The sequence below is a fragment of the Robertmurraya sp. DFI.2.37 genome, assembly GCF_029211245.1.
GTDB classification, from domain to species: Bacteria; Bacillota; Bacilli; order Bacillales; family Cytobacillaceae; genus Robertmurraya; species Robertmurraya methanolica_A.
Window position 1 is genome coordinate 1 of sequence record NZ_JARGEJ010000029.1, and the last position, 23,938, is coordinate 23,938.

The window sequence follows — 23,938 nt, forward strand, 5'->3', positions numbered from 1 at the left end:
TCAAGATGAGATTTCCCATAGCGCAAGCTAGTAAGAACCCTGAAAGATGATCAGGTTGATAGGTCAGAGGTGGAAGCATGGTGACATGTGGAGCTGACTGATACTAATCGTTCGAGGACTTAACCAATTAGGTTACTCGGTCTTTTTCTTCTTCATCCATTATCTAGTTTTGAAGGTACAAAGCTTTTTGCGTAAGCAACTAAGTTTCATCACCTTTAACCCAATAGTCCGGTGGCGATAGCGAGAAGGTCACACCCGTTCCCATACCGAACACGGAAGTTAAGCTTCTCAGCGCCGATGGTAGTGAGGGGACGATCCCTTGTGAGAGTAGGACGCTGCCGGGCGAAGTAAAAAGAGTATCCGCAAGGGTACTCTTTTTTTGATCTGAATGTCCGAAAGGACAAGAAATAAAACGGTAATCCCAATCGCGCAACCTTTTTTAGTTAACCGGGACAGCGATATAATCGGTCTTAATTAAAATGAAAAAAGCCCCTGTTAAAGGGGGCTATTAGGAATAAATTTCTGGTGCGTTGATTTTTCGCAATTTTTTTAAGTAGAATTTATATTGAGGGTCGTTTGTTTCTGTTGAAATGATGCTTTTTTCACAGTCAGAGCAGATAAAGGATGTGTATAAATAGATGCCTTTCCATTTGTATTGCTCACAGATGACACAGCAAGTTTCCCCAGGTTGGTTATTTAATAACGTGTTCACTATGACTCCACCTCCACAAAACTATTCTGCCCATGAATCCCCCGATATATAACAATTTTTAGAATATTCTCGTGCTCTAAGAGGATTAAGTAAATATGAGTTACTTAATGAAGATGTTAATTTAGTGTATGTTAAGAAGGAGCAGACATTGTATGTCTTTTTATAAGATTTTGATTAAATTGTGTTGGTGTGGGAATTTAAGATAAAATAGACGAGTAATAGAAATTAGGACAGAGCAAAATGGAGATATAAAATGAATCAGAATGATACCCCGCTGTTTACTGCCTTGGAAAATCATTATAAAAAAAGGCCGATCTCTTTACATGTTCCGGGGCATAAAAATGGCTTGTTACTAAAGGCCGATCAGTTTTTTCAAGGAATTTTACATATTGATGCTACGGAATTGACAGGTTTGGATGATTTACATGCTCCTGAGGGCGTGATTGAGGAAGCGGAAAGTTTATTGGCGAATGCCTTTCACGCATCGAAAAGTTTCTTTCTTGTAAATGGTACGACAGTTGGAAATTTGGCAATGATGATGGCGACCCTAGAGGAAGGGGATACGGTTTTTATTCAGAGGAATTGTCATAAATCAATTCTTAATGCGTTGGAGCTGACAAAGGCAAGGCCTGTTCTTTTAGGACCTGAATACGATCCTGAATGGAAGGTGTCAGGAGGAGTTGCACTTGAAACCATTAAGGAAGCGTATGAATGCTATCCAGAGTGCCGAGCCATTGTGTTAACCTACCCGAATTATTATGGAATGACGTATGATCTTAAAGGGATAATTGATTTTGCCCATCGTTATAAAATTCCGGTATTAGTGGATGAGGCACATGGAGCTCATTTTATTGGCATAGAAGGGTTTCCATCATCTGCGGTAGCATTAGGCGCTGATGTCGTAGTGCAGTCGGCTCATAAAACATTGCCTGCGATGACAATGGGATCTTTTTTACACGTTAACAGCCAGTATGTATCAATGGAGAAAATAGCTCATTATTTACGAGTGTTGCAATCAAGCAGCCCCTCTTATCCGATCATGGCTTCTTTAGATCTGGCGAGGAAATATATTGCCACCTATACAAGTAGCGATGCACAATATACAAAAGAACGGCTTGCCAGCTTTAAAAAGGATTTGCAAACATTAGAATTCATAAAAGTGCTGGAATATCCGAATCAAGATGGGGATCCACTAAAGCTAACGGTTCAATCGAATTGCAGCTATACAGGGTATGAATTACAGCAGCTTTTTGAAGAAAAGGGAATTTACGCAGAAATGGCCGAGCCGAATAATATTCTCTTTGTCCTGCCACTTTTGAAAAAGGATGCAGAATTTCCATTTGGTGACATCATCACAAGGCTAAAAGGATTACGAATTCAAGCAGCTAAGAAAAGAGAAAGAACTCGTTATTTTAACAAGAAAAGAATTTCGACTCTATATCGTGTACAATCACATAAGAAAGCATTATTTCCGATTGAAGATTCAGCTGGTTCAGTTTGTGCAGAAGCGATCATTCCATATCCCCCAGGAATTCCTTTATTGCTTCCAGGAGAAAAAATTACAGCTGAGGATGTAGAGGGTTTGCAGTTGCTGTTAGAGTCAGGAGCTAGGTTTCAAGGCGGAGAAAATTTAGTAGAAGGAAAGATTACGGTTTTTGATAAATTGGAGGATAATAATGACTAGAGGTTTATTTATTACATTAGAGGGGCCGGATGGAGCTGGCAAAACAACGATATTAAACCGACTTGCCGAAAGGTTTCAAAAGGATGGCAAAAAGGTATTACATACTAGGGAGCCTGGTGGTATTGAAATTGCCGAGCAAATTAGAAAAGTGATTTTAGATAAGGACAATACAGCAATGGATTCTAGAACAGAGGCACTATTATACGCTGCGGCACGGAGACAGCATTTAGTGGAAAAGGTACAGCCCGCTTTAGAAGAAGGCTATGTCGTTTTATGTGATCGCTTTGTAGACAGCTCATTGGCTTATCAAGGATATGCACGAAAATTGGGCATTGATGAGGTGTACAGCATTAATCAATTTGCTATTGCTGATATGATGCCAAATTTAACCTTATATTTTGATATTGATCCAAAGGTTGGGCTAGAGAGAATTAATAGAAGCAATGAGCGGGAAGTGAATCGATTAGATTTGGAGAAACTTCAATTTCATGAGGATGTGCGGGAAGGCTATCACATTCTTTTACAGAGATTTCCACAGAGAATCAAAAAAATAAATGCTGAGCAGGAACTGGAGCGTGTATATGAGGAAGCTTATAAGGAGGTTGCAGCCCTTATTCGTACTCAACCATGATGAAATCAGTAAAAAAATTGGAGAGGCTTTGTTCATTAACAAAATCATTCATATAAATTCCTGTTATAATATACATAATATAAATGGATACTAAGGAGTTGATAGGATGAAGTTAATTATTGCAGTTGTACAGGATCAAGATAGCAATCGTTTATCAAGTGCACTTGTCGATCATAATTTCAGAGCAACAAAGTTAGCCAGTACCGGTGGGTTTTTGAAGTCCGGTAATACGACTTTTTTGATCGGAACAGAAGATATACGTGTTGATAAAGCTTTACAAATCATTAAGGACAACTGTCAATCGAGAGATCAGCTAGTGGCGCCTGTTTCTCCGATGGGGGGAAGTGCTGACTCCTACGTACCGTATCCAGTTGAAGTGGAAGTGGGAGGAGCGACTGTGTTTGTGCTCCCAATTGAACAATTCCACAATTTCTAAATGCAATAATTTAGTAAGAATAAGCGATGTCAAAGGTAATCAATGCATTATTCAGACTCCATAAAACGTATGACCCCAATGTTTTATGGAGTCAGGATTATCAGATAGTTAATAAAAATAAGTGAGATGATATAGTTTGAACACGTGGGAAAGCTATGAAACGATCCAGCCAACCGTTTTGAGAATGTTGAAGAATAGTATAAAAAAAGGTCGGTTAGCCCACGCGTATTTATTTGAGGGAATGCGGGGGACAGGGAAAAAAGATGTTAGTCTCCTCTTATCGAAAAGTTTGTTTTGTACGCAGCCTGTTGATGGATATATGCCATGTGAGGTTTGCCATAATTGTAAACGGATTAATAGCGGGAATCATCCTGATATTCATATAGTGGAGCCGGATGGGGCATCGATAAAAAAGCAACAAATACAAATGTTGCAGGAGGAATTTGCTAAGACTGGCGTTGAATCGAAGAAAAAAGTGTACACGATTGTTCATGCTGACCGCATGACCGTTAACGCTGCTAACAGTCTCTTAAAGTTCCTAGAGGAACCGACTTCTGAAACAACGGCTATTTTACTAACTGAGCAAACGCAGAAAATACTTCCGACTATTCTTTCGCGATGTCAAATTGTGACATTTAAGCAGTTATCCTCTGAACATCTTATCCAAAAACTAGTGGAAAGGGGAGTTTCTGAAAAAAAGGCTCCTATTATTGCCCAGCTTACCAATAATTTGGATGAAGGACTTGCACTAAGTAATGATGAATGGTTTGCACAAGCTCAAAAAATAGTGTTAAAATTATATGAAGTATTAAGAAAGAATCCATTGGAGGCATTAGTCTCCCTGCAGGAGGATTGGTTCTTACACTTTAAAGATAAAGAGCAATACGATCAAGGATTAGACTTGTTACTTCTAGTTCTGAAGGATTTATTATATATACAACACGGGAAGCAAACCCAGGTTGTTTATTTGGACGAAAGAGATCGTCTCGAACAATTTGCGTTGCAAACATCTGCAAAAAGATTGGCAAGTCAAATGGCCGCCGTTTTAGATGCAAAAAGAAGGCTGCACGCAAATATGAATCCACAGCTGCTGTTAGAGCAGCTTGTGTTACAATTGCAGGAGGGATCATCATTTGTATAATGTAGTGGGAGTCCGCTTTAAAAAAGCGGGGAAAATCTATTATTTTGATCCCGGAGATCTCTTAATTCAAAAGGACGATTTCGTCATTGTGGAGACGGTTAGGGGAGTTGAGTACGGTCGAGTGGTCATCGGCCCTAAGCAGGTCGAAGAACACGATGTGGTTCTCCCACTTAAAAAAGTTCTGAGAATTGCAGATCAAAAGGATCGGCTTATCGTCGAAGAGAACAAACAGTCTGCCAAGGAAGCGTATGAGGTTTGTTGTGAGAAGGTCAACTTACATGAGCTTGATATGAAGCTGGTAGATGTAGAATATACCTTTGACCGCAATAAGGTTATTTTCTATTTTACTGCCGATGGACGGGTTGATTTCAGAGAGCTCGTTAAGGATCTGGCCGCGATTTTTAGAACACGAATTGAGCTAAGGCAAATCGGGGTAAGAGATGAAGCGAAAATGCTAGGTGGAATTGGGCCATGTGGCAGAATGCTTTGCTGCTCCAGCTTTTTAGGGGATTTTGAACCTGTATCCATTAAAATGGCTAAGGATCAAAACCTATCCCTTAATCCAACGAAAATTTCCGGTTTATGCGGCCGACTTATGTGTTGTTTAAAATATGAAAACGACGAATATGAAACGGCTAAGGAACAGCTACCTGATGTGGGTGAAATCATTGGTACTCCAGCAGGATTAGGGAAAGTGGTTGGATTAAATATTTTAGAACGTATTTTACAAGTAGAAATGCTAGAACAAGAGCGTGTCCTCGAATATACACTGGATGAAATATTAAAGGAAGGCGCTATGTAGGAGATCCACGGACGATTGAGGTGGAAGGCGTGAATAAAAAGGAAATCTTTGATTCAGTGAGTAATATGGAAGTGCAGATAGGGCAGCTGTATCAACAGCTTGGTGAGTTAAAAGAACATTTAGCAGAAATTCTTGAAGAGAACAACTCATTAAAGCTAGAGAATGATCATCTAAGACGTCGGCTGGAGCATACCTCTAATGCAGCGAAAAAGAGTCAGGCTAAGCAGCAAGCGAAAGCTGCAGAGCAGCTTGATGAAAAAGCAGTAGATATCGGGGAAGGGTATGATAATTTAGCAAGACTTTATCAGGAAGGCTTCCACATTTGTAATTTGCATTTTGGAAGCCCTCGTAAAGAAGGCGATTGTCTTTTTTGCTTATCTTTTCTTAATAAGAAGTAATTTGGGTCTTCCTTTATGAGGGAGACCATTTTTCTGCATATAAGTTACACAACGAGTAATGCCAGTCACTCAGCATGCTCTAGCTCCCTGTTTATGATAGGAATTGTCAGCAACAGTTATTAAGGAAGCACGTTAAAGCTACTTCTTGTGGGTGTGAACTAAAAAAAACTGGAGGAAAAAGAATGGTCCAATTAAAAGACGATGAGCGTTTGGATTATTTATTGGCAGAAGATTTGCGGATTATTCAAAGTCCGTCCGTCTTTGCTTTTTCATTGGACGCTGTCTTGCTTGCCAAGTTTGTTTATGTCCCGATACAGAAAGGGAAAATTATTGATTTATGCAGTGGAAATGGTGTGATTCCTCTTTTTCTCAGTACGAGAACAAAAGGAGAGATAACAGGTGTTGAGATACAGGAGCGCTTGTACGATATGGCGAAGAGAAGCTTTCAGTATAATGAGCTGGATGATCGCCTCCAGATGATTCATGGAAATATTAACGATATGCCGCAAAAATTGGGGATGGGCAAGTATGATGTCGTTACTTGCAACCCTCCTTATTTTCCAACTCCATCGAAAGAAGAAATCAATGAAAATGAGCATTTAGCCATTGCTCGTCATGAAATATTCTGTACATTGGAGGATGCCATTCGCGTGTCAAGCCAGCTTGTGAAGCAGGGGGGAAAGGTAGCGTTTGTCCATCGACCAGGGAGATTATTGGATATGATTACATTGATGAGGCAATATCGGTTAGAGCCTAAAAAAGTTCAATTTGTCTATCCGAAGCAAGGGAAGGAAGCCAATACGCTGTTAGTAGAAGCAATAAAAGATGGGAAGGCAGACTTGAAGATTCTCCCGCCTCTTGTTGTTTACCATGATGATAATGAGTATACGGCTGAAATAAAGGATATCCTGTTTGGAGATAAGCAGTAAATGAGATGGGGTGTAAAAATATGTGGCAGCAAAAGAGCTTTGAAAATGAACAACAAAAGGGAATTCTATATTTAGTTCCCACACCGATTGGCAATTTAGAGGATATGAGCTTTCGGGCAGTGCGTCTTTTAAAAGAAAGTGACTACATTGCTGCAGAGGATACAAGAAACACGAAAAAGCTTTGCAATCATTTTGAGATTTCCACCCCTGTGGTGAGCTATCATGAACATAATAAGGAAGCGAGTGGGGCAAAGCTGATTGAAAGGCTTAAAGAAGGGGGAAAAATAGCGTTAGTAAGCGATGCTGGGATGCCAACGATTTCGGATCCTGGTTATGAATTAGTTGTAGCAGCAGTGAATGAACAATTAACGGTCGTTCCCCTTCCAGGAGCAAATGCTGCTTTAACAGCCCTGATTGCCTCAGGATTAGCGACGCAACCATTTTATTTTTATGGATTTTTGCCTAGACAAAAGAAAGAGAAAATGAAAGAACTGGAAGAATTGTCAAAGATGATGTCTACGCTCATTTTATATGAATCTCCGCATCGATTAAGGGAAACGCTTGAGCAACTTTACGCCGTATTTGGCGAAAGGCAAATTTCACTTTGTCGTGAGCTAACAAAGCGATATGAAGAATTTATTCGAGGTACCATTAGTGAAGTGATACAGTGGGCGTCTAGTGATGAAGTTCGAGGGGAGTTTTGCCTCATTATTGAAGGAAGCAATAAGCGGGCAGAAGAAAAAAATACATGGTGGAAAGAGCTGTCGCTTCGGGAACATATTGAGCACTATATGACAGAACAAGGCCTTTCATCGAAAGAGGCCATTAAACAAACGGCAAAGGATCGAAATATGAATAAGAGAGATGTTTATCATGCCTTCCATATTGAAGGTTAGAGGGCAAAACAAAAAGGCTTCTTAAAGAAAAGAAGCCTTTACATATAGGTTTTTTCATAAATGTCTTAAGCTTTTGCTGTTTGGAAAGCTTCTTGAATTTCTTTTAAAAGCTTTTCAGCGCCGTCACGGCTTAAAATTAGTTTGCCATCAGCAAATGTTACATTATCATCAGAAACTTCTCCAGTAACTTGACAAGTCATGTTAGGCTTATATTTCTTCAAAACAATGCGCTCATCATCTACATAAATTTCTAATGCGTCCTTTTCTGCAATACCTAATGTACGTCTTAGTTCGATTGGAATAACCACACGACCAAGCTCATCAACCTTACGAACAATACCTGTAGATTTCATTTAAATAATCTCCTCTCAATCTCCAAAAATTTTTCTCTATCTATTTCTTTTCGTCATTATTCGACAAATTTCTTCCTAGATACAATAATAACAGTTATTCCCATAAACGTCAATAATTTTATATCCATTTTTTTAGTAATTACTGGAACCGTCAAAATCTTTATTTTCAACAATACAAGAAATAATACGAGTACATTTACTAGTTTTTGGTGGTCTATTTATTTTTTTTTTAAAATTTTTTTTGCAACGGTGAAAGTGTAAAAAACAGAACCACTATAAAAGGAAGAGCAGGTTGCACATTTTCTTATTTTTATGTATATTTTGATGATAGAATAGGTAAAGATGACGAGTGTACTGGCTTAGTTTTATCTATTTTTTTGAGAGTGTCGTGGAATTATTGTAAATGTACCCCATTTGTAATCCAGTTAAACACAATTCGTCCATTTTTTTCTAAAATATATAATAGCGACTTTTGAGGAATCTTCTTAAAAAAGGTACCTAATTAATCTAAATCCCTATGAGGAGGGACCATTATAGTGGAACAAAAGAAGACATTTTATTTAACAACACCAATTTATTATCCGAGCGGAAACCTACATATTGGTCATGCTTATACAACAGTAGCAGGCGATGCAATGGCGCGTTATAAGCGTTTACGTGGTTTTGATGTGATGTACTTAACGGGAACGGATGAGCATGGACAAAAGATTCAGCAGAAAGCTCAAGAAAAAGGGGTTACTCCTCAAGAGTACGTTGATGAAATTGTGGCAGGTATACAGGAACTTTGGAAAAAGCTTGATATTTCCTATGATGATTTTATTCGTACAACACAGGATCGTCATAAAGCGGTGGTCGAAAAAATTTTTGCTCAATTGCTTGAGCAAGGGGATATTTATTTAGATCAGTATGAAGGCATGTATTGTACGCCATGTGAGTCTTTTTTTACTGAAAGACAATTAAATGAAGGAAAATGTCCTGATTGTGGAAGACCAGTTGAGAAGGTAAAGGAAGAATCCTATTTCTTCAAGGTAAGTAAATATGCTGATCGCTTGCTTCAATATTATGAAGAAAATCCACAGTTCATACAACCAGAATCTCGTAAAAATGAGATGATTAATAATTTCATTAAACCAGGGCTCGAGGATTTAGCTGTTTCTAGAACGACTTTTGATTGGGGCATCAAGGTTCCTGGTAATCCTAAGCATGTCATATATGTGTGGATTGATGCGCTTTCTAACTATATTACTGCATTAGGATATGGTACGGGAGATGAAGCGAAATTCAACAAATACTGGCCTGCTGATTTCCATTTAGTTGGGAAGGAAATCGTACGTTTCCATACGATTTACTGGCCTATTATGTTAATGGCACTAGACTTGCCGCTACCGAAAAAAGTATTTGCCCATGGCTGGCTATTGATGAAGGATGGGAAAATGTCTAAGTCAAAAGGGAATGTCGTTGATCCGGTTACCCTTATTGATCGCTATGGTTTAGATGCTCTAAGATATTATTTGCTTCGTGAAGTTCCGTTTGGCGCTGATGGAGTGTTTACACCGGAAGGGTTTGTTGAAAGAATCAATTTTGATTTAGCAAATGATTTAGGAAATCTTCTTAATCGGACTGTTGCGATGATTGATCGTTATTTTGATGGAGTGATTCCTGCTTATAAGGGCTCAGACGGAGAGTATGATAAGCTGCTTCTTCAGGTCAACCTTGAGACGGTTCAAAAATATGAAGAGGCCATGGAAAATATGGAGTTTTCAGTGGCGTTAACTGCTCTATGGCAGCTTGTGAGCCGAACAAACAAATATATAGATGAAACACAGCCGTGGGTGTTGGCAAAAGAAGAAAAAACAGAAGCGTTAGGATCGGTCATGGCACATTTGGCTGAGTCATTAAGAAGGGTAGCAATTATGCTGCAGCCGTTTTTAACAAGAACACCTAATGGCATCTTTGAGCAACTGAATGTGGAGAAAGCTTTAACAACATGGGAAAGTTTAGAGACATTCGGAGCAATTGGAGAAGGTGTCAAAGTCGCAAAAGGAAATCCGTTGTTTCCTCGTCTAGATTTAGAAGAAGAGGTTGCCTTTATTAAGGAAAAAATGCAAGGAGCCGCTCCTGCTCAAGTCGAGGAGAAAAAAGAAGAAGTACTCGACAGTGAAGAGATTACGATTGATGACTTCATGAAGGTTGATTTACGTGTGGCCCAGGTGTTGGAAGCGGAGCCTGTGAAAAAAGCTGATAAGTTACTTAAATTGCAGCTTGATTTAGGCTATGAAAAGCGTCAAGTTGTATCGGGGATTGCACAATTTTATAAACCGGAGGAGCTTGTCGGAAGAAAAGTCGTTTGTGTTACAAACCTGAAGCCGGTTAAGCTTAGAGGAGAACTTTCTCAAGGGATGATATTGGCAGGCTCGAAGGATGGCGAATTATCGCTTGCTACCATTGCTGAGTCTTTACCATTAGGTGCACGAGTTAAGTAAAAATGTTTGCAAGGAGCATAGAAATGTTTCACGTGTAACAAACTTGCACGAAACATTTCTATGTTTTCTTTTGTTTAAATAATAAATTGAATTGATACAATAAGATTATTCTTAAAAAAGAACTTTCTTGCGATAATTTATGTGTTTTTGCGCTGTTTTTCTAAAATATTAATAGGCTGATACATGAAAAAGAAAAGAAAAAGAAAAGTTTGTAACACAAAAATAATATATGAAATGAAGGGAGAATTTTGATGTTATTTGACACACACGCCCATTTAAATGCTGAACAATTTGCTGAGGATTTAGAGGAAGTTATAGCAAGGGCTCAAGAAAATGGGGTAGAGAATATGGTCATTGTTGGATTTGATCGCCCGACGATTACTAGAGCAATGGAACTGGTAGAAAAATATGATTTTATGTATGCCAGTGTAGGCTGGCACCCAGTTGATGCCATTGATATGAATGACGAGGATTTAGCATGGATTGAAGACCTTTCAAGCCATCCAAAGGTAGTGGCCATTGGAGAGATGGGGCTTGATTATTATTGGGATAAGTCGCCAAAGGAGATTCAAAAAGAAGTATTTCGAAAGCAAATTCAGCTTGCGAAAAAGGTGAATTTGCCAATTGTTATACATAATCGGGAGGCGACAGCAGATATTGTGGAGATTTTAAAAGAGGAGGGTGCCTCTGAAGTTGGAGGGATCATGCACTGTTTTAGCGGGAGTGTTGAGGTAGCTCAAGAATGCCTAAACATGAATTTCTATATTTCGCTTGGAGGACCGGTTACGTTTAAAAATGCAAGAAAACCAAAGGAAGTAGCTGAAGCAGTTCCGCTGGAAAAACTGTTAATTGAAACGGATTGTCCTTATTTAGCTCCTCATCCTTACAGAGGAAAACGAAATGAACCAGGTTATGTCAAACTTGTGGCAGAACAAATTGCAGAGTTAAAAGGGATTTCTTATGAAGAAGTTGCCAGAATTACAACGGCAAATGCAAAAAAATTATTCGCCATAAAATGATATAGAATGCTGTCGAAATACAAGGATGCTTGTCCAAATGAATTCCTATTCTAAAAAGTTCTACATGTCTTCTTTTCTTCATAGGATAACCATGTCGATAAGTCCCTCTTTCCTTTTTTGGATATATTTCGCATAATAGGGAATATGTTTGGAGGGTGGAGGGTTGACATGTGCAGGTTAAGTTCTATATAATCACTCGAGAGAGAAGGAGGCGTTTTTCATCGTAATCAAAAACATGAAAAACCTGTTTTCCAAGTCTTTGAGTAAAAGGAAATTAGCCGTTGTAGGAGCTAGTTTCGTAGTTTTTGTTGCAGCTTTTGGGTTTGTTTTCTATGAAACTACGAAAAAAACTGTAGCATTAACGCTAGACGGTCAAGAGAAGATTGTTAAAACACACGCAGGAACAATTAAAGAAGTACTAGAGGAATTAAACATTTCTCTTCACTCAGAAGACTATGTGTCTCCATCAGCCGATACGAAGGTCAAGGATAATCTAAAGGTTGAATGGAAACCAGCAAAGCAGGTTCAGATGGTTAAGGAAAACGAAAAGAAACAAGTCTGGACAACAGCTAATACGGTTGAAGAATTTTTAAAAGAGCAAAATGTTTCTTTAAACGAACATGATAAGATTCAACCAACAATCGATACAGAGATAAAAAACGACTTACAAATCAAAATAGATAGAGCATTTTCTGTCACACTGAATGACGGTGGAAAAGAAAAGCAGGTATGGTCCACTTCGACTACGGTCGCTGACTTTTTATCACAACAAGAAATCAAGCTGAATGAATTAGACCGAGTTGAGCCAAATATGGATGAAACAGTCAAAGAAGACGCTACTATTAACGTCATTCGAGTTGAAAAGGTCACCGATGTAGTGGAAGAACCAGTTAGATTTGCTGTTGTCACGAAACAGGATAGTAGCCTTGCCAAAGGAACGGAAAAAACCGTTACAAATGGGCAAGAGGGACTACTTAAGAAGGAATACGAAGTTGTCTTGGAAAACGGGAAAGAAGTGTCCCGTAAATTACTTAAAGAGTCAACTTTGAAAGAAAAGCGCGATCAAGTTGTAGCGGTTGGCACGAAAACTGTTGCACAAACCGTATCACGCGGGTCGAATGGTAATGTGAGTAGAGAATTTACAGTAAGTTCTACAGCCTACACAGCTAACTGTAATGGCTGCTCAGGTATTACCGCAACAGGATATAATTTGAAGGCGAACCCAGGCGCAAAAATCATTGCAGTCGATCCGAGAGTTATTCCTTTGGGAACAAAGGTATATGTTGAAGGATATGGCTATGCAATAGCTGCGGATACTGGCTCAGCCATCAAGGGCAACAAGATTGATGTATTCTTTTCTTCCCAGTCTGCTGCTTATCGCTGGGGTAGGAAAAATGTTAAGATTAAGATCTTGAATTAAGATCGTACGCACTTATAAAAAGTCATGCTGAGCAGGGGGGGCGTCCTCTGCTTTTTTTGTTTTTTGCGCAATTTTTCTTTACACTAATATAGACGATTAAGATTACAAAAATGTTTCAAATATATTTGTTTTTTTTCAAAAAAATTATAAGATTTTTCAGGTAGGGTTCATTGTGTACGAATCAGGATGAGGAGGATTTATGAAAATAAAAGAGATTATTGTGGTGGAAGGGAAAGATGATACAACTGCGATAAAAAGAGCGATAGATGCAGATACGATTGAAACGAATGGTTCGGCCGTAACTATGGAAACGATCGCGCAGATTGAGTTGGCCCAAAAGACAAGAGGGGTGATCATTTTTACTGATCCTGATTATCCGGGTCAAAAAATACGACAAACCATTGCTCGCCATGTTCCAGATTGTAAGCATGCTTTTATAACAAAGGAAGCAGCGCTCCATAAGCATGGGAGGGGAGTTGGCGTAGAGCATGCTTCTCCGGAGGAAATTCGCCGGGCATTAAAGGATGCTCATCATATGATGGATGATGCAAAAGAGATCATTACGAAAGACGATCTTATGAATGCTGGGTTAGTCGGTGGACCTCGTGCAAAAGAAAGGCGAGAAAAACTAGGCAAGCTGTTGAAGATCGGGTATACGAATGGTAAACAGTTGCATAAGCGGCTGCAGATGTTTCAAATAACGGAGGCAGCATTCTCAGCAGCGATTCAAGTTATTCAACAGGAGGAAAAAGATGAATAAAGATATTGCTACCCCCGTTAGGACACGTGAGATTCTAGAAAAATACGGTTTTTCTTTTAAGAAAAGCTTGGGACAAAATTTCTTAATTGATACCAATATTCTTAATCGAATTGTTGATCACGCAAATCTTACTGATGAGTCAGGAGTAATCGAGGTAGGTCCAGGAATCGGTGCCCTTACGGAGCAGATTGCTCGCAGAAGTAAAAAGGTCGTTGCTTTTGAAATAGACCAGAGACTATTGCCGATATTAGAAGAGACATTATCTCCTTATGGGAATACAAAAATTATCCATTCAGATGTTTTGAAAGTGGATGTTGCCTCTATGATGGCAACAGAGTTTGCTGGGATTACGGATGTCATGGTTGTAGCGAATCTTCCTTATTATGTGACTACACCAATCATTATGAAGCTTTTGGAGGAGAAGTTGCCAATTCGAGGAATTGTTGTGATGCTGCAAAAAGAAGTAGCAGAAAGAATAGCAGCAAAACCAGGAACGAAGGATTACGGCTCTCTCTCCATTGCAGTTCAGTATTATACGGAGGCTGAGACTGTGATGATTGTACCGAAAACGGTTTTCGTTCCTCAGCCGAATGTTGACTCGGCCGTGATCCGGCTGACAGTTAGAGCAACTCCAAAGGTGCCTGTAAAGAGTGAAGCATTCTTTTTCCAAATCACGAAGGCAAGCTTTGCCCAAAGGAGAAAGACGATTTTAAACAATTTGACTAGTCAGCTTCCTGAAGGAAAGGAGAAAAAGGAGGAAATTCTTTCAGCATTAAGCCAGGTTAATATTGAACCGACAAGAAGGGGAGAGACTTTGTCGATCGAAGAATTCGCCGCATTAAGCGATGCGTTGCTGCCACATTTTCAATAAAACCGTTACGTAAGGGGTGTCTAATCGGCTAATTTTAGCTGGTTGGACACCCTTTAAACATGAAAACTATTTCGCAAGCGCGCTGCTTCTTAAAGTGCCGCTAAATGCCAATAGCAAAAAGGGAACGCCGTACAGATTCCCGCTCAAAAACATTTTTTTACGAACTTGTTATTTGGTGGTGTTATTCGAACTTTTCCTAAATACTCCGTTAAAAGCACATGTTTTTTGTCCAATGCATATTTTAAAAAAAACAACTAGATTTTTATTTGTTCATCCCTCTATAAAAGGGGGCTCTATTTGTGCTAATTGGAGTGACGTTCAGTGACGATTAAACTCATGGATGTTGTTGGGAGAATTTCTTATAAATGTGATATTTTATTTCGTGTCATCGATATTAAAGAAGAAAATGGTCAAAAAAAAGCAGTGCTGTATGGTGAGGATTTTCGTTTAATAGCGGATGCCCCTTATGAAGATCTGCTGTTGATTGACCAAATGAAGAGGATGGAATTAACGCAGGAGTTTCGTTCTTTAGAGGAGCAATCCTTTCGCTTGTTTAAACAGGACATTGATTTATTAAAGCAAAGGCAAGAGTACGATACGACGGAAGGCTATAAAATGAAGGTCAACTACTTTCAACTTCCCGGCCGTGTTCTTCATATTGATGGAGATCCATCTTATCTGAAAAAATGTTTAAGCCTTTATGAAAAGATCGGCATACCTGTGACTGGGATTCATTGTAATGAAAAGGAAATGCCGCAAAGAATAAGCCATCTTATTGAATATTATCGCCCAGATATATTGGTTATTACTGGACATGATGCTTACTCTAAATCAAAGGGAGCGATTGGGGATATCAACGCCTACCGGCACTCGAAGTTCTTTGTTCAAACGGTGAGAGAGGCAAGGAGGAAGATTCCGAACTTAGATCAGTTGGTGATTTTTGCTGGTGCTTGCCAATCCCATTTTGAGTCGCTCATACATGCCGGAGCTAATTTTGCCAGTTCCCCTTCTCGCGTTAATATTCATGCTTTAGACCCGGTTTATATCGTCGCAAAAATTAGTTTTACCCCTTTTATGGAAAGGATTAATGTTTGGGATGTGCTGCGGAATACTCTAACAGGCGAAAAAGGACTTGGTGGCATTGAAACGAGAGGGATACTAAGAACGGGGATGCCATTTCATTCTGAAAATCAGAACTAATTTTTTCGACAAAAAGAGCTGGGTTTCAACAATTTCATTGAGAGAGGTCGAGCCAAGTATTCTCGTTCCCTCTCAATGAGAAAACAAATCAATATTTTTATACCGTTAGCCGTATTTTTTGTTGACATACATATTTCTGTCAAATAAGGAAAGTCTATTTAAAGAAAGTTCTGTTGCTGCAAAGAAGAGTAGTTTCTGTTTGCGTGAACGATTAAGGAATTTGAGCTTTGCTGTATGAAACAACAGCAAGGGAGTTCTTTCTCTAACGTGAAGCTAAAGGAACGTTCTTTTTGCTACGCAAAATTAAGGAACGTTCTTTTCGCTAGCGCGAAAAAACGTTATTGTAGAAAATTAGAAAAAAATGTGGAATAAAATCTATTGACAACTATTTTTAAACACTGTTATAATTTATATTTTTGTTTGACTATTTTATGTCAGTGTGTTATACTTTACACAGTGAGGTGGACCGAATGGCAAAAACGTTAATTGATATTAAAAAAGCCCTTGACTCAAATCTAGGGAAGAGATTGTTATTAAAGGCCAACGGTGGACGTAGGAAAACGATTGAACGTTCAGGTATTTTGGCTGAGACTTATCCATCCGTATTTGTGATTGAATTAGATCAGGATGAAAATGCATTTGAGCGTGTATCGTACAGCTATGCAGATGTACTTACAGAAACGGTTCAGATTACCTTCTATGAAGATACAACAGGACAGGTAGCGTTAAGCTAGAAAGCCTATATTATTTATGTGAGCAGTGAACAATCGATGTTTACTGCTTTTTATTTGGTTTATTAGAGCTATATCGATATTATATGTTTTTAGGTGTGAATCGTACCAAATCGCTGTCACTTGACCCGAAGAAAACGTTCCTTTAGGATAAATTAGGTTCTCATGAAAATGAAACTCCTTATTCATAATAAGAATACGTAGTGGAGAAAGGAGTTGTTCATTTTGGGCAGAAGGCGTGGAATGATGTCAGAGCAGTTTAAAGAAGAACTGGCTAAAGAGCTTGGTTTTTATGATGTTGTCCAAAAGGAAGGCTGGGGCGGAATTCGCGCAAAAGATGCTGGAAATATGGTAAAAAGAGCGATAGAAATTGCTGAACAGCAATTAGCTAAAAGGCAGTAGCAAAAACGAGTTTACAACCAAATGGATTCACTACGTAAAGTCGGGGCTTTTTTGCCTCGGCTTGATTTTTTGATGTAATTTCGTTCACGTTTTTGAAAATGTCAAGATGAGCAGGTCTTATATGTATCGTTTTGTGGTAAAATAGGACAAAAAATGGAGAATCTTACTGCTTATGCGGATTGCATTAGTATCAGATTGAATTTACTCAAGTAGGTGGAAGTGTTGAAGGTCTTAATAAAGGCACCAGCGAAAATAAATTTATCATTAGATGTTTTACATAAACGGCCTGATGGCTATCATGAGGTTGAAATGATTATGACAACAATCGACTTAGCAGATCGTCTTGAATTGACGCTGTTGTCAGAGGATGAAATCAAAATTGTTTCTCAAAATCGCTTTGTGCCAGATGATCAGCGTAATTTGGCTTACCAAGCAGCAAAGCTATTAAAAGAAAGATTTCAGGTTAAAAAAGGTGTAAAGATTAATATAGAAAAAACGATTCCTGTTGCGGCTGGTCTTGCTGGAGGAAGCAGTGATGCAGCCGCCACCTTGAGAGGGTTGAATAAGCTGTGGCAGTTGGGTTTGTCTTTGGACGATCTGGCAGAGCTCGGTGCGCAAATTGGTTCAGATGTATCTTTTTGCGTGTATGGCGGTACGGCTCTAGCGACGGGAAGAGGAGAAAAGGTTAAGGAGCTGCCATCACCTCCTAGTTGCTGGGTTGTTTTGGCAAAACCGTTAATAGGGGTTTCCACTGCTGATGTCTATGGCCGCCTTCAATTAAAAGATGTTATTCATCCGAATACCAGTGGCATGATTGAAGCAATTCGAAATCAGGATTTTGCTGGTGTCTGTAGAAATGTAGGTAATGTCCTTGAAGGTGTCACATTGAATTTATATCCTGAGGTTGCACAGATTAAGGAGCAAATGCACCGATTTGGCGCCGATGCAGTATTGATGAGCGGAAGTGGTCCAACTGTTTTTGCGCTTGTGCAGCACGATTCAAGAATGCATCGATTGTATAACGGATTGCGAGGATTTTGCGATCAGGTTTTTGCAGTGAGATTACTCGGTGAAAGGAATCCCCTTGATTAAATCCGTATATTAATGATATATTTACGTTAAAATATTCGGATAAAAGGAGGTTCTATCTGGTGAAATTCCGAAGAAGTGAACGTTTAATTGATATGACCCATTATTTGCTAGACCATCCAAGAGAGCTTGTTTCCCTGTCCTTTTTCTCAGAAAGGTATGGTTCAGCGAAATCCTCCATTAGTGAAGATTTAGCGATCATTAAAGAAGCTTTTGAACATAGAGGAATAGGGACGCTTCAAACGGTGCCGGGAGCAGCAGGCGGGGTGAAGTATTTTGTTAAAGTATCAGAATTGGAAGCGAAGCCATTTATTGGTGAATTATGCGATTTAATAGCAAATCCAGATCGTTTATTGCCAGGGGGCTATTTATATATGATGGATTTGCTAGGGGATCCATCTATTGTCCAGCGGGCCGGACGCTTGTTAGCATCTGCATACATAGATACCAAAATTGATGTTGTAATGACAGTTGCGACAAAAGGAATTCCGTTAGCTTATGCAGTGGCGAGCCAGTTAAATGTCCCTGTTGTGATTGTAAGAAGAGACAGTAAAGTGACGGAAGGCTCGACCGTAAGTATAAATTATGTTTCGGGTTCTTCCAAACGAATCCAAACAATGCTGCTCTCGAAGCGCAGTCTAGAAGAAGGCTCTAACGTCTTAATCGTCGATGACTTCATGAAAGCGGGCGGAACTGTTAACGGCATGATTAGCTTATTGGAAGAATTTAATGCATCTGTAGCCGGCATTGCTGTTCTAGTAGAAGCGGAGAAAACAGAAGAACGATTAATTGATGACTATCTTTCTTTAGTGAAGCTTTCAGATGTAGATGTGAAGGAAAAAAAGATTACAGTAAGTGAAGGCAATTATTTTCAAAAGGTAGAAGTTTAATATTTGGAGGGTGAGTTCATGAAAATCGTACAAACTAATGAGGCGCCAGCAGCGATTGGACCATATTCGCAAGGGATTGTTGTGAATAATCTTTTTTATAGCTCCGGCCAAATTCCGTTGACAGCGTCTGGAGAAATGGTTCAAGGGGATGTGAAGGATCAAACCCATCAAGTATTTAAAAACCTTCAGGCGGTTTTAAAAGAAGCGGGTGCATCGCTAGAAACAGTTGTGAAAGCAACGGTATTCATTAAAAATATGGGTGATTTCGCAAGTATTAATGAGGTATATGGTCAATATTTTTCAAATCATAAGCCAGCGCGTTCTTGTGTAGAGGTAGCGAGACTGCCAAAGGATGCTTTAGTAGAGATTGAGGTTATTGCCTTAGTAAAATAATGATTGAGAGGGCCTTTATGACGTTCATAAAGGTTCTTGTCTCCGTCGTTTTAGAAATGTTCAACCAAGCAAATAGGGGATGGGTTAACGAGTTCAGTATTGTCCGATTCATTTGGAAGCGGATTCAATAGATCGACTTAATTTTGAAAAAATTTTCCGTTAAAAAGAAGGATAATTGGAAGTTATGTTGAATTAGTTAACTAGATTTTTATCTATTTGCAAAGGTGGTGAACAAAATGGAAGTGACAGACGTTAGACTACGCCGTGTAAATACTGATGGACGCATGAGAGCGATTGCTTCGATTACATTAGATAATGAGTTTGTCGTTCATGATATTCGTGTGATTGATGGAAATAATGGTTTGTTTGTAGCAATGCCAAGCAAACGTACTCCAGATGGAGAATTTCGAGATATTGCACATCCAATCAACTCAGGAACACGCGGTAAAATCCAAGAGGCTGTTTTGGCTGAATACCACCGTCTAGGTGAATTAGAAGTTGAATTTGAAGAAGCCGGAGCTTCGTAGGATATAGCAACAAGGGCCTACTTCATAAGTAGCGCCTTTTTTTATCGTTTGGAACTGAGCGATTTTATTGTTGCGTCCATTCTTTTAAACTTTGTTTAACATAAGCGGTCTAACGAGCCATTCCCGCTTTCAGAAGTGTTTTCGCTATTAACGAAAGAACAGGTCCTCTAGTGTTTGTACGGCGATGGGAGCGAAGAAGAAACCTCTTTAAAACATTTGTCATGCCCTTTGTTCTTGTCAGACTAAGTTGCTACTACTACTTTCCTCCAACTATTTACCCTTTTTTAAAAGTTTAAAACCTCCTTTTGCAAAAAAAATTAACCCTGCTATTTTTAGTTCTGACTCAATGAAACGCTAGGAGAAATCCACCTTGGCTTCATCGAGTCAGAGGATCTTTCAGCTCTGCTAAAAGCCGTAAGCAGCATTTGATTTTCATGAGTTGAGCAAAAACAACCGAGTTCTATCGCATAAGCTTTTAAAAAGCTTTGAATAAATTTCTCGCACCTCTTTTTTGTGTGTAAAGCCTTAAAGCGACCTTGATAATCCTATATGTCAAAAATTTGTACTTTATGGTGCGTCCTTGAAATAGTTATGTATTTAGGATATATTCTTAATGGATTATTTTTAATTTTTTCGCAGGAAAATCCTTATAAATGTAAGGATAAGGAAAAATTATCACTCGGGTTTAGTGAAAGAGGTATTTATATAGAACACAGGTGTTTGTGCATACAATCATCTTTTCTGTGTTGAAGTGGAGTGTCCTAGAAATATGAAAAAATGGAGGACTGTCGATGTCTAAACGTTATGCGGTCATCTTAGCCGCGGGTCAAGGGACAAGGATGAGGTCAAAGTTATACAAGGTTTTACACCCTGTGTGTGGAAAACCGATGGTTCAACATGTCGTCGATCAAGTAGCGAAGCTAGATATTGACCATATCGTTACAATTATAGGGCATGGTGCAGATTTAGTGAAATCTCAACTTGGCGAACAGTGCAGCTACGCGCTACAGGAGGAGCAGCTTGGTACCGCACACGCGGTAATGCAGGCGCAAGCGTTGTTGGCAAATAAGGAAGGCGTTACGCTTGTTGTATGCGGTGATACTCCTTTGATTAAAGCGGAAACAATGGAGGCTTTATTTAAACAGCATGAAGAGCAAAAAGCGAAAGCCACCGTATTAACGGCTTATGCAGCGGACCCAACTGGATATGGTCGCCTTATTCGCAATGAACAGGGTCTAGTGGAGAAAATTGTCGAGCATAAGGATGCTTCAGAATCGGAGCGAGAAGTAAGGGAAATTAATACTGGCACATATTGCTTTGATAACCAAGCCTTATTTGCAGCATTGAAAAATGTTTCGAATGAAAATGTACAAGGTGAATACTATTTGCCAGATGTGATTGAAATTTTGAAAAATGCTGGAGAGGTCGTTACCGCATACCAAACAGAAGACTTTGAAGAGACGTTAGGGGTTAATGACCGAGTTGCTTTATCACAAGCAGAGACGATTATGAAAAAGAGAATTAATGAAGCGCATATGCGCAATGGCGTGAGCATTATCGATCCGAATAATACATACATCGGCGTGGATGTAGAAATCGGAGCTGATACCATTATTCAGCCAGGGACCGTTCTTTCAGGGAAGACGAGCATTGCCTCTGACTGTGTGATTGGGCCAAATAGTGAGATTTCAGATTGTCAGGTTGGAGAGGGTACGGTAATTCGCCAATCTGTCGCCCATGACAGTTTAATTGGCAGCCATGTCAATATTGGCCCATTTGCTCATATTCGCCCGCAATCTACTATTCACGATGAAGTAAAAATCGGCAATTTTGTAGAAATTAAGAAGACGGTTTTCGGGAAAGGAAGCAAGGCGTCCCATTTGAGTTATATTGGGGATGCAGAAGTTGGTCAAGATGTGAACATTGGCTGTGGTTCTATTACCGTTAACTATGATGGCAGAAATAAATTTTTAACAAAAATTGAAGACGGGGCCTTTATTGGCTGTAATTCCAACTTAGTAGCCCCTGTTACAGTCGGAGCGGGGGCATATGTTGCGGCTGGTTCAACGGTGACGCAAGATGTACCAGCAAAAGCATTGGCGATTGCCAGAGCGCGACAAGTGAACAAGGAAGACTACGTGGACAAATTAAATAAATAAGTACCAAAAAAAACTGATTGAAGTAATTAAGTAAGCCAAAAAAGAAAAGCAATTGGAGGTTCATCATGCCAAATCAATATTTAGACCCGAATTTAAAGGTATTTACGTTAAATTCAAACCCAGAGCTTGCAAAGGATATTGCGAAAGTCATCGGTGTTGAATTAGGAAAGTGTTCTGTTCAACGTTTTAGCGATGGGGAAATTCAAATTAACATTGAAGAAAGTATTCGTGGTTGTGACGTGTTTGTCATCCAATCAACAAGCTCACCAGTAAACGAGCATTTAATGGAATTGCTGATTATGATCGATGCATTAAAAAGAGCGTCAGCCAAAACCATTAATATTGTTATGCCTTATTATGGCTATGCTAGACAAGATCGTAAAGCTCGTGCTCGCGAGCCAATCACAGCGAAATTAACAGCTAATCTGCTTGAAACGGCTGGAGCGACCCGCGTGATTACGCTTGATTTACATGCTCCGCAAATTCAAGGCTTCTTTGACATCCCGACGGATCATTTAATGGGAGTACCTATTTTAGCTGATTATTTCGATAGTAAGGACCTTGGAGGAGACATTGTCATTGTATCTCCTGATCATGGTGGCGTTACTCGTGCTCGTAAAATGTCAGACCGTTTAAAAGCTCCAATTGCAATTATTGATAAACGTCGACCAAAGCCAAATGTGGCGGAGGTAATGAATATTGTCGGAAATATTGAAGGAAAGGTTGCTATCCTTATTGATGACATTATTGATACGGCTGGAACGATTACTTTGGCTGCCAATGCGTTAGTAGAGAACGGTGCGCTTGCAGTATACGCATGTTGTACCCATCCAGTCTTATCTGGACCGGCGATTGAACGAATTGAAAATTCGAAGATCAAGGAATTAGTGGTGACAAACTCCATTGCTTTGCCAGAAGAAAAATTGACAGGAAAAATTAAACAATTATCGGTGGCTGCTTTAATCGGGGAAGCGATTATTCGCGTTCACGAAGATCAATCAGTTAGTACTTTATTTGATTAATAAATGTGTGAGGCTTGCAATTTTCGCAAGCCTTTCCGTCTACATGAAAATCAGGCTTTTCCCCTTTCTCGAAGGAATTAAACCTTGAATGGAGATTAGTATCTAAAGAATAAACTTTCATGCTTTGTGAAAAAATCTCTACTTAAGCATTGTGGAACATTCATTTACTAATCATGTTTATTCCTGACTTATTATGGGCATTTTTTATAAAAGAGAGTGAAATTCGTAAGCCGAGGTTTTTACGAGATTCTCTAAAAATGGATCTAACAATAAATGGATCTAACAATAAGGAAGGGGATTGTAAAAATGAATACAGTGCTGCGGGCCGTTGAAAGAACGGAGTTTAGAAATTCTGCCTTGACGAAATTAAGAATTGAAGGGAATATTCCAGCCGTTGTTTATGGAAACAAATTAGAGTCGAAACCCATATACATAAATGGGGCGGATTTTATAAAGACGATGCGTGAGGTTGGAAGAAATGGAGTTTTTCCATTAGACTTAAATGGACAAAAAGTAAATGTTATTTTAAGTGACTATCAGGCGGATGCGATTAAGAACGAAATTATTCATGCTGATTTGTTGGCTGTTGATATGAAGAAAGAAATTCAAGCGGATGTGAGAATTGCCCTCGTGGGCGAAGCGGTAGGAGTCAAGGATGGGGGCGTTTTGCAGCAATCATTGCATGAAGTTTCTGTAACGGCGACACCGTCAAATATTCCGCAAGTCATTGAGGTAGACATTTCAGGTCTTGAAGTTGGTGAGACCATTACAGTAGCTGATTTGAATGCTGGAAACTTTGTCATTGATCACGATTCGGAGCAAACCGTTGCTTCCATTCTTCCACCAAAAGTGGAAGAAGAGATAGATTCTGGGGAAGAACAAGAGGGTGGCGTTCCTACTCAGGAAGAGGGAAGAGAAACAGAAGCGGAAGAGTAAGGAAAAAGAATGAAGGGACTGGCCAAAAAAGGTCAGCCCCTTAACGTGCATTGA

The 23,938-nt window shown here is 39.3% G+C and carries 25 protein-coding genes and 2 rRNA genes; 25 read left to right on the forward strand and 2 right to left on the reverse strand.

Annotation, left to right across the window (positions count from 1 at the left end):
- Positions 1-127: ribosomal RNA gene (locus tag PZE06_RS15250) — 23S ribosomal RNA — on the forward strand; the annotation flags it as partial.
- Between the two features lie 100 nt (positions 128-227).
- Positions 228-344, forward strand: a 5S ribosomal RNA gene (rrf, locus tag PZE06_RS15255).
- Between the two features lie 164 nt (positions 345-508).
- Here rrf and PZE06_RS15260 read toward each other — a convergent pair.
- A complete protein-coding gene (locus PZE06_RS15260; protein WP_150916914.1) occupies positions 509-712 on the reverse strand; it encodes a sigma factor G inhibitor Gin in 204 nt (67 codons plus the stop codon).
- Between the two features lie 253 nt (positions 713-965).
- Between PZE06_RS15260 and PZE06_RS15265 the strand changes: the two genes are divergently transcribed.
- The 8 genes from PZE06_RS15265 (at position 966) to rsmI (ending at position 7,629) form a co-directional block, all read left to right on the forward strand.
- Positions 966-2,396 (forward strand): aminotransferase class I/II-fold pyridoxal phosphate-dependent enzyme, encoded by a 1,431-nt coding sequence (locus PZE06_RS15265; protein ID WP_150916916.1) that lies wholly within the window; start codon positions 966-968, stop codon positions 2,394-2,396.
- Complete coding sequence (gene tmk, locus PZE06_RS15270; protein ID WP_150916918.1) at positions 2,389-3,027, forward strand: dTMP kinase; 639 nt, start codon at positions 2,389-2,391, stop codon at positions 3,025-3,027. Before PZE06_RS15265 ends, tmk begins: the two co-directional genes overlap by 8 nt.
- Positions 3,028-3,133: 106 nt before the next feature.
- Positions 3,134-3,463: a cyclic-di-AMP receptor gene (locus tag PZE06_RS15275; RefSeq protein WP_095314415.1), complete on the forward strand. Its 330-nt coding sequence runs from the start codon at positions 3,134-3,136 to the stop codon at positions 3,461-3,463.
- A gap of 184 nt (positions 3,464-3,647) precedes the next feature.
- The gene (gene holB, locus PZE06_RS15280) at positions 3,648-4,604 is read left to right on the forward strand and encodes a DNA polymerase III subunit delta' (RefSeq protein WP_483314068.1); all 957 of its coding nucleotides are present in this window, start codon (positions 3,648-3,650) and stop codon (positions 4,602-4,604) included.
- A complete protein-coding gene (locus PZE06_RS15285) occupies positions 4,597-5,406 on the forward strand; it encodes a PSP1 domain-containing protein (protein ID WP_150916922.1) in 810 nt (269 codons plus the stop codon). Before holB ends, PZE06_RS15285 begins: the two co-directional genes overlap by 8 nt.
- 29 nt (positions 5,407-5,435) lie before the next feature.
- Entirely contained in the window at positions 5,436-5,804 is a 369-nt protein-coding gene (gene yabA / locus PZE06_RS15290; protein ID WP_150916924.1) for a DNA replication initiation control protein YabA, read from the forward strand.
- Positions 5,805-5,986: 182 nt separating this feature from the next.
- Positions 5,987-6,733, forward strand: coding sequence for a tRNA1(Val) (adenine(37)-N6)-methyltransferase (locus tag PZE06_RS15295; protein WP_150916926.1), 747 nt, complete (start codon positions 5,987-5,989; stop codon positions 6,731-6,733).
- Positions 6,734-6,753: 20 nt separating this feature from the next.
- The gene (gene rsmI / locus PZE06_RS15300; protein WP_150916928.1) at positions 6,754-7,629 is read left to right on the forward strand and encodes a 16S rRNA (cytidine(1402)-2'-O)-methyltransferase; all 876 of its coding nucleotides are present in this window, start codon (positions 6,754-6,756) and stop codon (positions 7,627-7,629) included.
- Positions 7,630-7,694: 65 nt separating this feature from the next.
- Here the strand turns inward: rsmI and PZE06_RS15305 are convergent, their stop codons facing one another.
- Positions 7,695-7,982 (reverse strand): transition state genes transcriptional regulator AbrB, encoded by a 288-nt coding sequence (locus PZE06_RS15305; RefSeq protein ID WP_150916930.1) that lies wholly within the window; start codon positions 7,980-7,982, stop codon positions 7,695-7,697.
- 533 nt (positions 7,983-8,515) lie between these two features.
- On the opposite strand from PZE06_RS15305, the gene metG reads away from it, so the two are divergent.
- From metG to PZE06_RS15380, 15 genes are all read left to right on the forward strand, one after another.
- Complete coding sequence (gene metG, locus PZE06_RS15310; protein ID WP_150916932.1) at positions 8,516-10,465, forward strand: methionine--tRNA ligase; 1,950 nt, start codon at positions 8,516-8,518, stop codon at positions 10,463-10,465.
- Between the two features lie 251 nt (positions 10,466-10,716).
- Positions 10,717-11,484, forward strand: coding sequence for a TatD family hydrolase (locus PZE06_RS15315; RefSeq protein ID WP_150916934.1), 768 nt, complete (start codon positions 10,717-10,719; stop codon positions 11,482-11,484).
- 235 nt (positions 11,485-11,719) lie between these two features.
- A complete protein-coding gene (locus PZE06_RS15320; RefSeq protein WP_150916936.1) occupies positions 11,720-12,904 on the forward strand; it encodes a resuscitation-promoting factor in 1,185 nt (394 codons plus the stop codon).
- A gap of 199 nt (positions 12,905-13,103) precedes the next feature.
- Positions 13,104-13,664, forward strand: a complete 561-nt coding sequence (gene rnmV, locus PZE06_RS15325; RefSeq protein ID WP_150916938.1) for a ribonuclease M5 — start codon at positions 13,104-13,106, stop codon at positions 13,662-13,664.
- Positions 13,657-14,535 (forward strand): 16S rRNA (adenine(1518)-N(6)/adenine(1519)-N(6))-dimethyltransferase RsmA, encoded by an 879-nt coding sequence (gene rsmA, locus PZE06_RS15330; protein ID WP_150916940.1) that lies wholly within the window; start codon positions 13,657-13,659, stop codon positions 14,533-14,535. Before rnmV ends, rsmA begins: the two co-directional genes overlap by 8 nt.
- 321 nt (positions 14,536-14,856) lie before the next feature.
- On the forward strand, positions 14,857-15,735 hold the full coding sequence (gene yabG / locus PZE06_RS15335) for a sporulation peptidase YabG (protein WP_150916942.1): 879 nt from the start codon (positions 14,857-14,859) through the stop codon (positions 15,733-15,735).
- A gap of 470 nt (positions 15,736-16,205) precedes the next feature.
- The gene (gene veg / locus PZE06_RS15340) at positions 16,206-16,469 is read left to right on the forward strand and encodes a biofilm formation stimulator Veg (RefSeq protein WP_095314450.1); all 264 of its coding nucleotides are present in this window, start codon (positions 16,206-16,208) and stop codon (positions 16,467-16,469) included.
- A gap of 222 nt (positions 16,470-16,691) precedes the next feature.
- The gene (locus PZE06_RS15345; RefSeq protein WP_150916944.1) at positions 16,692-16,868 is read left to right on the forward strand and encodes a small, acid-soluble spore protein, alpha/beta type; all 177 of its coding nucleotides are present in this window, start codon (positions 16,692-16,694) and stop codon (positions 16,866-16,868) included.
- 222 nt (positions 16,869-17,090) lie between these two features.
- Entirely contained in the window at positions 17,091-17,960 is an 870-nt protein-coding gene (ispE, locus tag PZE06_RS15350) for a 4-(cytidine 5'-diphospho)-2-C-methyl-D-erythritol kinase (protein WP_150916946.1), read from the forward strand.
- A 59-nt stretch (positions 17,961-18,019) separates the two neighbouring features.
- Entirely contained in the window at positions 18,020-18,847 is an 828-nt protein-coding gene (purR, locus tag PZE06_RS15355; protein WP_150916948.1) for a pur operon repressor, read from the forward strand.
- 18 nt (positions 18,848-18,865) lie between these two features.
- Entirely contained in the window at positions 18,866-19,240 is a 375-nt protein-coding gene (gene ridA / locus PZE06_RS15360; protein ID WP_150916950.1) for a 2-iminobutanoate/2-iminopropanoate deaminase, read from the forward strand.
- 236 nt (positions 19,241-19,476) lie between these two features.
- Positions 19,477-19,767 carry a septation regulator SpoVG gene (gene spoVG / locus PZE06_RS15365; protein WP_003347151.1) on the forward strand — a complete coding sequence of 97 codons (291 nt, stop codon included), beginning with the start codon at positions 19,477-19,479 and terminating at the stop codon, positions 19,765-19,767.
- A gap of 791 nt (positions 19,768-20,558) precedes the next feature.
- The gene (gene glmU / locus PZE06_RS15370) at positions 20,559-21,926 is read left to right on the forward strand and encodes a bifunctional UDP-N-acetylglucosamine diphosphorylase/glucosamine-1-phosphate N-acetyltransferase GlmU (RefSeq protein WP_150916952.1); all 1,368 of its coding nucleotides are present in this window, start codon (positions 20,559-20,561) and stop codon (positions 21,924-21,926) included.
- Between the two features lie 65 nt (positions 21,927-21,991).
- Positions 21,992-22,948 carry a ribose-phosphate diphosphokinase gene (locus PZE06_RS15375; RefSeq protein WP_150916953.1) on the forward strand — a complete coding sequence of 319 codons (957 nt, stop codon included), beginning with the start codon at positions 21,992-21,994 and terminating at the stop codon, positions 22,946-22,948.
- A gap of 306 nt (positions 22,949-23,254) precedes the next feature.
- A complete protein-coding gene (locus PZE06_RS15380) occupies positions 23,255-23,884 on the forward strand; it encodes a 50S ribosomal protein L25/general stress protein Ctc (RefSeq protein WP_150916955.1) in 630 nt (209 codons plus the stop codon).
- Positions 23,885-23,938: the final 54 nt, after the last annotated feature.

What these genes read in the sequence shown, in the direction of transcription:
- PZE06_RS15265 (WP_150916916.1), top strand. Translation starts at nt 966, where the DNA reads ATGAATCAGAATGATACCCCGCTGTTTACTGCCTTGGAAAATCATTAT.
- tmk (WP_150916918.1), top strand. Translation starts at nt 2,389, where the DNA reads ATGACTAGAGGTTTATTTATTACATTAGAGGGGCCGGATGGAGCTGGC.
- PZE06_RS15275 (WP_095314415.1), top strand. Translation starts at nt 3,134, where the DNA reads ATGAAGTTAATTATTGCAGTTGTACAGGATCAAGATAGCAATCGTTTA.
- holB (WP_483314068.1), top strand. Translation starts at nt 3,648, where the DNA reads ATGTTGAAGAATAGTATAAAAAAAGGTCGGTTAGCCCACGCGTATTTA.
- PZE06_RS15295 (WP_150916926.1), top strand. Translation starts at nt 5,987, where the DNA reads ATGGTCCAATTAAAAGACGATGAGCGTTTGGATTATTTATTGGCAGAA.
- rsmI (WP_150916928.1), top strand. Translation starts at nt 6,754, where the DNA reads ATGTGGCAGCAAAAGAGCTTTGAAAATGAACAACAAAAGGGAATTCTA.
- PZE06_RS15305 (WP_150916930.1), bottom strand. Translation starts at nt 7,982, where the DNA reads ATGAAATCTACAGGTATTGTTCGTAAGGTTGATGAGCTTGGTCGTGTG.
- PZE06_RS15315 (WP_150916934.1), top strand. Translation starts at nt 10,717, where the DNA reads ATGTTATTTGACACACACGCCCATTTAAATGCTGAACAATTTGCTGAG.
- PZE06_RS15320 (WP_150916936.1), top strand. Translation starts at nt 11,720, where the DNA reads ATGAAAAACCTGTTTTCCAAGTCTTTGAGTAAAAGGAAATTAGCCGTT.
- rnmV (WP_150916938.1), top strand. Translation starts at nt 13,104, where the DNA reads ATGAAAATAAAAGAGATTATTGTGGTGGAAGGGAAAGATGATACAACT.
- rsmA (WP_150916940.1), top strand. Translation starts at nt 13,657, where the DNA reads ATGAATAAAGATATTGCTACCCCCGTTAGGACACGTGAGATTCTAGAA.
- veg (WP_095314450.1), top strand. Translation starts at nt 16,206, where the DNA reads ATGGCAAAAACGTTAATTGATATTAAAAAAGCCCTTGACTCAAATCTA.
- ridA (WP_150916950.1), top strand. Translation starts at nt 18,866, where the DNA reads ATGAAAATCGTACAAACTAATGAGGCGCCAGCAGCGATTGGACCATAT.
- spoVG (WP_003347151.1), top strand. Translation starts at nt 19,477, where the DNA reads ATGGAAGTGACAGACGTTAGACTACGCCGTGTAAATACTGATGGACGC.
- glmU (WP_150916952.1), top strand. Translation starts at nt 20,559, where the DNA reads ATGTCTAAACGTTATGCGGTCATCTTAGCCGCGGGTCAAGGGACAAGG.
- PZE06_RS15375 (WP_150916953.1), top strand. Translation starts at nt 21,992, where the DNA reads ATGCCAAATCAATATTTAGACCCGAATTTAAAGGTATTTACGTTAAAT.
- PZE06_RS15380 (WP_150916955.1), top strand. Translation starts at nt 23,255, where the DNA reads ATGAATACAGTGCTGCGGGCCGTTGAAAGAACGGAGTTTAGAAATTCT.